Genomic DNA, 9,044 nt, shown 5'->3' on the forward strand with positions numbered 1-9,044 from the left:
GTATCATACAACTTCTTTGTTACATGTATGTGACAGAAAAATATTTGAACCAATTAAGGGTATAGTAAAAACGAGGTGTTGTACTATGATGAAAAAAATCGGGGTCATTACTCTTCTTTTCTTCTTATTATCAACAAATGCGTTCGCAAATACAAATCAACAAATTGAAGTATTTGATTGTCAAAAAGAAATGGTCGTTCAAAAACAATCTTTAGATCCAGCTATTCAAAAAGAAGCTGTTCAATACGCTGAATCCATTACTGGCCCATTTAAAAACTTAAACGTCGTCCCAAAAGATGGTCACATGGTAAAAATCCCTTTATCTAAACCAGTTTCTATTACAAATCGGTGGTTACATACAACAATTGATGAAGTACTTATTCTCCTCCCACTTAACGAAAAACCTTATATTATGCTTTACGATGATGAAAATAATCCGCATTTTTATTATGTAAAAGGTGATCCGAAGGGATTATTGAAACGAATGAATGTTAAAACATAATTAACTATAAGAAGAGATCTCATAAGCTTATTTTTAGAAGCTGAGGTCTTTTTTTTACTACCATTTCGGTAAATGAAATTGTATTTGTATTTTTCAAACATAGAGCCCATGATTATCAAAATTGCTTCAAAAATATTGTTCGGACAACTATTTCTATAATACCTTATAGTGACTAGATCCTTTATATACTTCTCTCTTCACAAATTCATTTGCAGTATAAAACGCATCACCTTGCTTTGTATCTGTATGTAGAACAACCACTTTAAAATACTTTTCCGCATGACATAATAGTCGGTTTAACAACAAATTCCCTAACCCTATACGACGATAGTCCTTTGAAATATAAAATCTCCTAACCCGGTCAATCTTATCATTTTCTGTATATGGATCCTTATTTACCCCTCCTATTCCAATTAGCCTTTCTCCTTGAAAAATACCATATAAACATTCTCCAGTTTTATTAAATATATTTATTTTATTTTCATAATCACTTATTAGTTTTATTAGGAAATTAAATCCTTCACCTTTGCTTTCTTGAACAAGATAATCGTGCTCGTATTTCATTAAATCTTCAATTTGTTGAATATGTATATCTTTCAAGTAAATTCCCTCCCTTAATATGAAAATATATAAAAATGCTCTAGAATCATTTATTCTGATCATTTTTATGATTGTTACTTTATTCAATTCATAGGATGCGTATTCTGCACTTCAGATAATATCCCCTTCAACTCCAGTAAATCATCTATCACTATATCTGCCTGGGCAAGCTCATCTTCTTGTGCAAAATCAAAATTGCAACCAACTGCAATCAAGCCATTATCTTTAGCTGCGTTTATATCAGATAAACGATCCCCGACTACCGCTGCTTCTTTTATATCATATTTGTTCAAAATACTTTTAACTAAGTCGCTTTTATTAAGTGAGTTTATTTGTTCAATACTGAATGTTTCAGTAATCCATTGATCTAAAGCATAATAAGATACGATTGCTCGTAAATATTCAGTTAAACCATTACTAGCAATATATATTGAACAATTCTTTTCTTTTATATATGTAAAAACTTCTTTTACGTTCGGATATAAAGCACCTTTTCCGCTCTTTATGTTTTCAATAAGTCTATCTAAAAAATATGCATCTGTTTGTTCTCTTACTTCAAGACAATGATTCGGTAATAAAGCTTCCCAAACTTTCGGTAAAGGCACACCCATGATTTTACGATACTTATCAATAGGTGTTACCGTATCCCATAATTGTAATGATCTTAAATGATCAAATGTATCATCTAACGATAATTCTAAAATTTTATCTGTTTGAAATAGCGTTCCGTCCATATCAAAAATTAATGCTTGCAACATTTCATTCTCCCCTTTTGTATTACAATACAGTTTTACTTGATATATTTTTAAGCATCTCAACGATAATTTCTGAACAATAATTTGCGGCAGTTTTCGCGAAGTCATCATAGGAAACTTGAGCTTCATCATCTGCACTGTCAGAAATACATCTTATAACGAGAAATGGTACTTCATTTATATAAGCAACATGTCCAATTGCTGCACCTTCCATCTCTGTACAATGCGGTGCATATTCGTCTATTAATTTCGATTTTTGTTTGGAATCTTCAACAAAACATTCACCGCTGACAATTCTTCCTTCATGAATCTCCATATGTAAACTACTACTATTACATGCAATATGTGCTAACTCTATTAATTCCTTACTTGCGATAAACTCCTCTTGGAACGGGAATAAGTTTTTCATTTGAGTTTTACTTACATCATGATGGGTAACATTCGTTGAAATAACTACATCACCAACTTTTACTTCCGGGTGTAACCCGCCAGCAACACCCGTATTGATGATGGCATCTACATCAAATTTATGAATTAACGTTTGCGTACATGCGGCTGCATTCACTTTGCCTACACCAGAACGTGTAATAATTACTTCTGTTCCCATGAATTCTCCAGCGTAAAAAGGCATTCCCGCGATTGTTTTTTCTTCTTGTACAACTAATTTTTCTAAAAGTAAGTCTATTTCAATTTGCATTGCTCCGATAATGCCGATTTTATTCATGAATATAGTCTCCTTTTTCACTTATAAGTCTGCCAATATATTATTTAATGCACCGTAATTTTCAGCTATCCAATTCATTTCATCCGCAAAACGTGAAGGTGGTACACTATGCTGATCCATATTGGCCTGAATCCACCATGTACTCTCCATATACCAAAGCATTTGTATTGCCCGAACAATACTCCCTATCGAAAATTCTATTACACTGCGGTACCCCGCTAAAAATAATGCAACAAGATCCTTATTTAATATTCCTTCATCTAATGCACACGATATAACCGCACGCCCAATGTCTAACTCAAAATAATCATAATCCATACGATCAAAATCAAGAATCGCCGAGACCTTATCGTTATGAAATAAGAAATTATCTACCCATAGATCACGGTGTACCCATCCCTTTTTACTATTATAAAATTGATCTACATTTACCAATTGTGTTGCCTCTTGTTGTAATTTTATATAGGGAAGAATGTGCTCTTTTCCTAGCTTCTCTCCTTTTCTCTTCCCAATGTGTTAACCTTTCCTCTTTAGTAGGCGGAACAAATTTAGGGATTTCTCCTTCTATTAAATTGCCGTCATTTAACAATTTGTGCATATGACCTATCGTCTGACCAAGAGAGTGGATTTCCTTTTCATTCACCTTTCCCGGTGAGACTAGATTACCTTCTTTATGTTCTAATACTATAAATCTTTCATCACTCTTTGATATATGCATTACATTATTTTTATAAGTTAACAACTTTGGACAACTTACACCATTATTATGTAATCTTTGCTGTTGTTGTAATGCTTGCAATAACTTCAATGGGTCATATAACTTATATCGTTCTTTATTATATTGCTTTAATACAAAGTTCCCTACATCCGTTTCGAGTTTCCACTTCAAGTTTAACCAACCACGATGAATAGGAATTACTTTTTGAATTTTAAATTCAAATAAAGATTCGCACTCTACTTGCAGCTCTTGTAATATCATTTTAGCTTTTTCATTAGATAACGGCTCTATCATCTTTTTTATCCTTTCTTAACTTGGCGTTCCTTTCATCCTCTCTACCATAACCGACAATAAAAATTTCGGAAGTACAAGTTGTCTCTTTAACCTTTTCGGCTGTGAAAGTAACCTATACAGCCATTCAGTTCCAGTATCCCTCATAATTTTTGGTGCTCTTTTTACAGTACCAGATATTATATCAATCATGCCTCCGATACCTATAGATAGCGGAATGTTTAATGTTTGTATGTTTTCATAGATAAATTCTTCTTGTTTTGGTGAACCTAGTCCTACTAACAATAAATGCGGTTTGAATTGCTTAATTTTCATTATTACTTCCTCTATTTCTTCACCATTTACAAATCCATGCTGTCCTTTAAACTTTGCTCCTGGGAACTGCTCATTTAATTTTTCTAATGCTTTTTTATTACTTTCTGGCGCAGCTCCAAAAAGAAAGACACGATATTCATTGTCGTTACAATAATTTATTAAATCGTGAGTGATATCTGCCCCAGTAACACGTTCTTTCAAATTTCCTTTTAATATTTTCGAGCCAATTATAACGCCAATCCCATCTGCTGTTATTAAATCCGCAGATAGTAACATCTTTTTAAACTGTTTTGATTTATCCGTATTTTCCTTTGCAGACATAACAATTTCAGGATTTGCAGTTACTACAAACCTTGGTTTCTCTTGTTGTTCATGTAGCCAACCTTTTAATAAGCTTATAGCTTTTGCATATTCTAAAGTTGAAAAAGGTATTCCCTTTATAAGTTGGTTATTCACTATACTCTCCCCTTACATAAGTTGCAAATATACATCAATATCTTTAGAAATTTGTCTAAAAGCTTTATCCCAAAATTCATAGCTCATTATATCTATTTCAAAATGTTTTTTCATAAGTTCTTCCACTGGAAATTTTCCTGTTTCTCGTAAAAACTCTTTATATTTCAAGTGAAAAGTACTTTTACTTTCTTGAGCTATTTTTAATAAACTAAAACTAACTAAATAGCCAAATGTGTATGGATAATTATAAAAAGGAACATCTGCTATATAAAACTGAACATATTTCATCCAAACAAACGGCTGATATTCTGATAATGCATTCCCGTATGCTTTTTCTTGCGTTGCTATAGATAATTTCTCGATTTCATCAGCACTTAAAGGACTTTCTTTACATTTTTCATAAAAGTTCTTCTCAAATTCAAACGATGCTCGAATTGCCATTACATAATTAAAACAGTTTCTTATTTTCCAACTTAACAATGACTTTTTCATATCTATACTATCTGTAGTTTGAATTAGATAATTTATAAGCGTAGTTTCAAAGAAAATAGACGCTGATTCTGCTGTACTCATTGGCAAATAATCATCTAAAAAAGAAGAGGATTGTTCAAAACTCATATTATAAAAATGCCAAGCGTGTCCTAGTTCATGAGCAAGTACTCTTACACTATCGATACTGCCGTCATAACGCATAGAGATTCGTGATTCTTTCTCACTAAAAAAAGGAGCACAAAATCCACCTGGTGGTTTATCCTCTCGCGGTTCCGCATCTACCCAACCACTTTCTATCGCATTACGTGCAAATTCTGCTAATTCTTTATCTATATTTTTTAATGCATCGTATATGTTTTGTACTGCTACTGAAAAAGGAATAATAACCTCATTATTTTCCTGTACTGTCATAAGTTCATGCCATGTGATCGAAGCTCTGCCATTCTTATACACATTTAAAGCACTAACTAATTTATCTAGATTTTCTTCTGTCGCATTCCACATTTGTAATATTACAGTTGCTGAAATACCATTCGCATGAAGCGACCCTGCTAAAATCTCTCTATCTTCTAATTCATTACTCTTTGTATTACGCAATCTTCCTATTTGATTTAATACAGTAGCAAAAATTTCTTTTTCCTTATGTAAAGCACATGTTAATGACTCGAATACTTCTAGTCTTTCCTTTTCATTATCACTATTCATTGCAATATGATTTGCTTGTCCAAATGATAATTGCTTATTATTGTGCTCTATTTCTATCCTATTCCTTAATTGTATGTACATGTTTTCCCACGCATGAAGTTCATCTTTTATTAACCTAGTATTATCGGTAATTTCCACTTCACTTTGTAGTATTACTTGCTGCACTTCACTTTTTAATTCCTTTACTTTCACAGTCAATCTAGTAATATCCGATACAACACTTTCTTTAGCCGATCGACAGTACAAATAGCATTCTGCTTTTTCAATAGCTTGTATAAGTTTTGAAAGAATCCCTATATCTTTTGTTACAAAAAATTGTTCTTTCAACTCCAATATTGGAGATAGGATATCCTCATTCGAATACAATGAATTTAACTCCCACCTAGCAATTTTATACATTTTTATAGCCACCTCCTATTTTTACAAATAGTTACAGATATCTCCCGTAAAACAATTATATATGAGATAACTAAATTTTAACATCTTGAAATATTTAGATTTTCACAAACAAAAGACTTCAACACACAAAAAAGATGATTCTGTTCAAGACAGAATCACCTTTTTAACATCTTATATTTAGCATTTTCATGCTAATTTATATATTTAGTAACTGCTTTTTCTTCGCATTAAATTCATCTTCTATAATAACGCCCATATCTAATAATTCCTTAAATTATTTTAGCTCATCTGCTACAGAAGTAGTAGCATTACCTTGAAGAAAAAAAAGGATTGATCAAAAGATCAATCCTTTACTCTACTTCATTTAAGAAAAATAGCGTTATAACGCCAGGTCCTGTATGTGCTCCGATTGCTGCACCAATTGTATTTACGATAAATACTTCACAGCCAAATCTTTCCGTAATTAATGCTTTTAACGCTTCAGCTGTTTCTAAGTCGTCGCCATGAGTCAGTGCGATTGTTTGAGCTTTAAGGTCTTTACCACGCTCTTCCATAATATCTACAATTCGGCCAAGTACTTTCTTTCTCCCTCTTACCTTTTCAAGTGGTACAAGTTTTCCATCTTCTACGTTTAAGATTGGCTTAATGTTTAGTAAACCACCGATAAAACCTGCTACTTTACCTAAGCGCCCGCCCTTAACAAGGTACTGCAAGTCAGCTACAGTGAAGATATGTTCCATGTGATTCATTAGAAAATCAACACGCTTTAAAATATCTTCTTTCGATGCACCGTCTTTCGCCATTTTAGCAGCTTCTAAAACAACAAGCCCTTGACCAAGCGAAGCACATTTTGTATCGATAATTTCTAAATCTAAATCAGCATATGTTTCTTTTACTTCCTCTTTAATGACAACTGACGATTGATATGTACCAGACAGTTCAGATGAAAAAGCTAAATATATACAAGGATTACCTTCTTTTGCATAAGAAACAAATTTTTCTTGGAAAGTTTCAAGTGAAGGCAATGACGTTCTATAAACTGCGCCTTCTCTCATTTTTTGCAATAATGTAACTGACTCTAATGTAACTCCATCTAAATACTCTGTTTCTGCTTCATCATAAACACGGAGTGGAATTAAATCAATATCATATGCTTGCAGCAATTCTACCGGTAAATCCGCCGCACTATCCGTAATGATTTTAACACCCATTTTTAAACCTCTATTCTGTTATAAATATAAAATAATAAAATATAAAATAGTACTTTTAAATTATATACGCAAAACATAAATGAAGAAAGGAAAACACTTTATATTATATGCACTATTCTTCAAAACTTGAACTGTTAATAAAAATCATGCCATTTTAACCACTTTTTCCTGAAATTATATTATGTATAATGGAAATAGTAAAAGTTTTCTGAAGGAGGATGTATATGAGTATTCAACTGGCTACATATAATGATTTAGAATGGATTAATAATCAATATGAATCGATAGGGTTTGTACGAAGTGATTTAAAGCGGGATACAGTTGTGATCATTACATACAACAATGAGTACGCAGGTGTTGGACGACTAGTCCAAATAGATGAAGATACTATTGAAATGGGTGGGATTTTTGTTCTTCCTAAATTTAGAGGGCTACAATTAGCTGGGGAACTTGTTTCATTTTTAGTGCAAACTGCGAAAAAATTACAAGTTCAAAATGTATATTGTCTTCCTTTTGAGGAACTAGAAAACTTTTATAAGAAATATGGCTATACTGAGGTTGATACTACGAAAGAAGTTGTCCATCCGATTATTCTAAAAAAATATAATTGGTGTTTAAAACATTATGATAAACATGTATTACTGTTTAAAATGTAAGTTATTCTATAATGGGGGTGGATACACTTTGTGTTACACCTCATGTTTTAACAAAGATTTATCCATTTCATCTATTAAAGGAATTGGTTTTTTAAAGCGATCCATCAGTTGTATTTCATATCTTTCCCAAACGCTTATCAGCAAGCTCATTTACAAACTTGCTAGCATTATTTTTAAGTTTCTCTAATACATTTTCCTGAAGAAATTTTTAACTAATTGATGTAGAGATGATTAATTATCTAATCCGCACCCAAACTTCCTGTTCTTGTAATAATTGCACAGTTAATTCCAATACAAGGTTTTGTATTAACTGATACACGTTATCATGCGGTGTACTTCGTTCCGATATAAATTCAATACATTGAAAAATATAACCTTCTACGAGTAAGCTCCCTTTTTCAATTTTAGATGGATTATTTCCTTTCCTTATTATTTTTGGTAATAAAAATTCTTTTTTTGTTAAAATAATTTCCTGTGACACCTCTTTTATTTCTATAACTTTTTCTTTAAATACCACTTTTTCTCGTAAATTAATTTCACCTTTATATTTCCCTATTTCTATTGGTAATTTCGCAGGTATATAATTATTTACTCCTCCTTCATCTTCCTTATCTAAAATTATTCCGTGTATAGGGATCCACGAAGATGTTCCTACCCAATTCTCTTCCATATTACTTTTTATTTTTTCATTAGAAAGTTCTAAAAGCACTCTCTTTTCATAAAGGTTTGAAGAAACTAAATTACAATTAACATCTCCATGATAATGTTGCACTGTAGTTAATAACTTAGTATCCAATTCATGACCCCTTTCATCTTTTTGATTCCGAAATACAAATACTTCTTGATTTTTCACATTCATATTAGGGAATTTTATAAAACTAGTCACATCTGAAATAATAGAAAATGGGGTTTTTACTACTATTGAACGTACTAATGTCTCTATTTTTGACACTGAATCTTGACGTTTTTTCTTCGACTCTGTTTCTTTACTCTTTTTCTCGGATTTATCTGCTTCTTCTTTTTTTGACTTTGTTTCTTTGCTTTCTTTCTCTGATCCAATTGTTTCTTCTTTTTTTGATTCTGTTTCTTTACTTTTTTTCTCTAATTCAATTACTTCTTCTTTTTTTGATTCTGTTTCTTTATTTTCTTTCTCTAATTCAATCGCTTTATCTCCCTTTTTTGATTCTGTTTCTTTATTTTCTTTCTCTAATTCAATTACT

At 31.8% G+C, this 9,044-nt stretch carries 7 protein-coding genes and 3 pseudogenes; 2 read left to right on the forward strand and 8 right to left on the reverse strand.

Annotated elements, in window-relative coordinates; translation table 11 throughout:
- The first annotated feature begins 85 nt into the window (after window positions 1–85).
- The gene (locus tag ACQVV1_RS03275) at window positions 86–502 is read left to right on the forward strand and encodes a hypothetical protein (protein WP_431168613.1); all 417 of its coding nucleotides are present in this window, start codon (window positions 86–88) and stop codon (window positions 500–502) included.
- A 153-nt stretch (window positions 503–655) separates the two neighbouring features.
- Here ACQVV1_RS03275 and ACQVV1_RS03280 read toward each other — a convergent pair whose 3' ends face one another.
- The 7 genes and pseudogenes from ACQVV1_RS03280 to ACQVV1_RS03310 form a co-directional block, all read right to left on the reverse strand.
- On the reverse strand, window positions 656–1,102 hold the full coding sequence (locus tag ACQVV1_RS03280; RefSeq protein WP_309258918.1) for a GNAT family N-acetyltransferase: 447 nt from the start codon (window positions 1,100–1,102) through the stop codon (window positions 656–658).
- Between the two features lie 83 nt (window positions 1,103–1,185).
- A pseudogene (locus ACQVV1_RS03285) lies at window positions 1,186–2,581 on the reverse strand (5'-methylthioadenosine/adenosylhomocysteine nucleosidase).
- Between the two features lie 21 nt (window positions 2,582–2,602).
- Window positions 2,603–3,593: pseudogene (locus ACQVV1_RS03290) on the reverse strand (phosphotransferase).
- A gap of 15 nt (window positions 3,594–3,608) precedes the next feature.
- Complete coding sequence (locus ACQVV1_RS03295; protein ID WP_309258919.1) at window positions 3,609–4,361, reverse strand: WecB/TagA/CpsF family glycosyltransferase; 753 nt, start codon at window positions 4,359–4,361, stop codon at window positions 3,609–3,611.
- A gap of 12 nt (window positions 4,362–4,373) precedes the next feature.
- Window positions 4,374–5,957: a M3 family metallopeptidase gene (locus tag ACQVV1_RS03300; RefSeq protein ID WP_431168614.1), complete on the reverse strand. Its 1,584-nt coding sequence runs from the start codon at window positions 5,955–5,957 to the stop codon at window positions 4,374–4,376.
- A gap of 196 nt (window positions 5,958–6,153) precedes the next feature.
- A pseudogene (locus tag ACQVV1_RS03305) lies at window positions 6,154–6,295 on the reverse strand (SHOCT domain-containing protein).
- Between the two features lie 12 nt (window positions 6,296–6,307).
- Complete coding sequence (locus ACQVV1_RS03310; RefSeq protein ID WP_431168615.1) at window positions 6,308–7,168, reverse strand: DegV family protein; 861 nt, start codon at window positions 7,166–7,168, stop codon at window positions 6,308–6,310.
- Window positions 7,169–7,392: 224 nt separating this feature from the next.
- Between ACQVV1_RS03310 and ACQVV1_RS03315 the strand changes: the two genes are divergently transcribed.
- Window positions 7,393–7,824 carry a GNAT family N-acetyltransferase gene (locus tag ACQVV1_RS03315; RefSeq protein ID WP_242252957.1) on the forward strand — a complete coding sequence of 144 codons (432 nt, stop codon included), beginning with the start codon at window positions 7,393–7,395 and terminating at the stop codon, window positions 7,822–7,824.
- A gap of 235 nt (window positions 7,825–8,059) precedes the next feature.
- Here the strand turns inward: ACQVV1_RS03315 and ACQVV1_RS03320 are convergent.
- Window positions 8,060–9,044, reverse strand: a 985-nt coding sequence (locus ACQVV1_RS03320; RefSeq protein ID WP_431168616.1) for a BC_2427 family protein, incomplete at its 5' end; no start/stop codon positions are given.

Origin of the sequence: Bacillus basilensis (assembly GCF_050630465.1) — a bacterium.
Lineage (GTDB): Bacteria > Bacillota > Bacilli > Bacillales > Bacillaceae_G > Bacillus_A > Bacillus_A basilensis.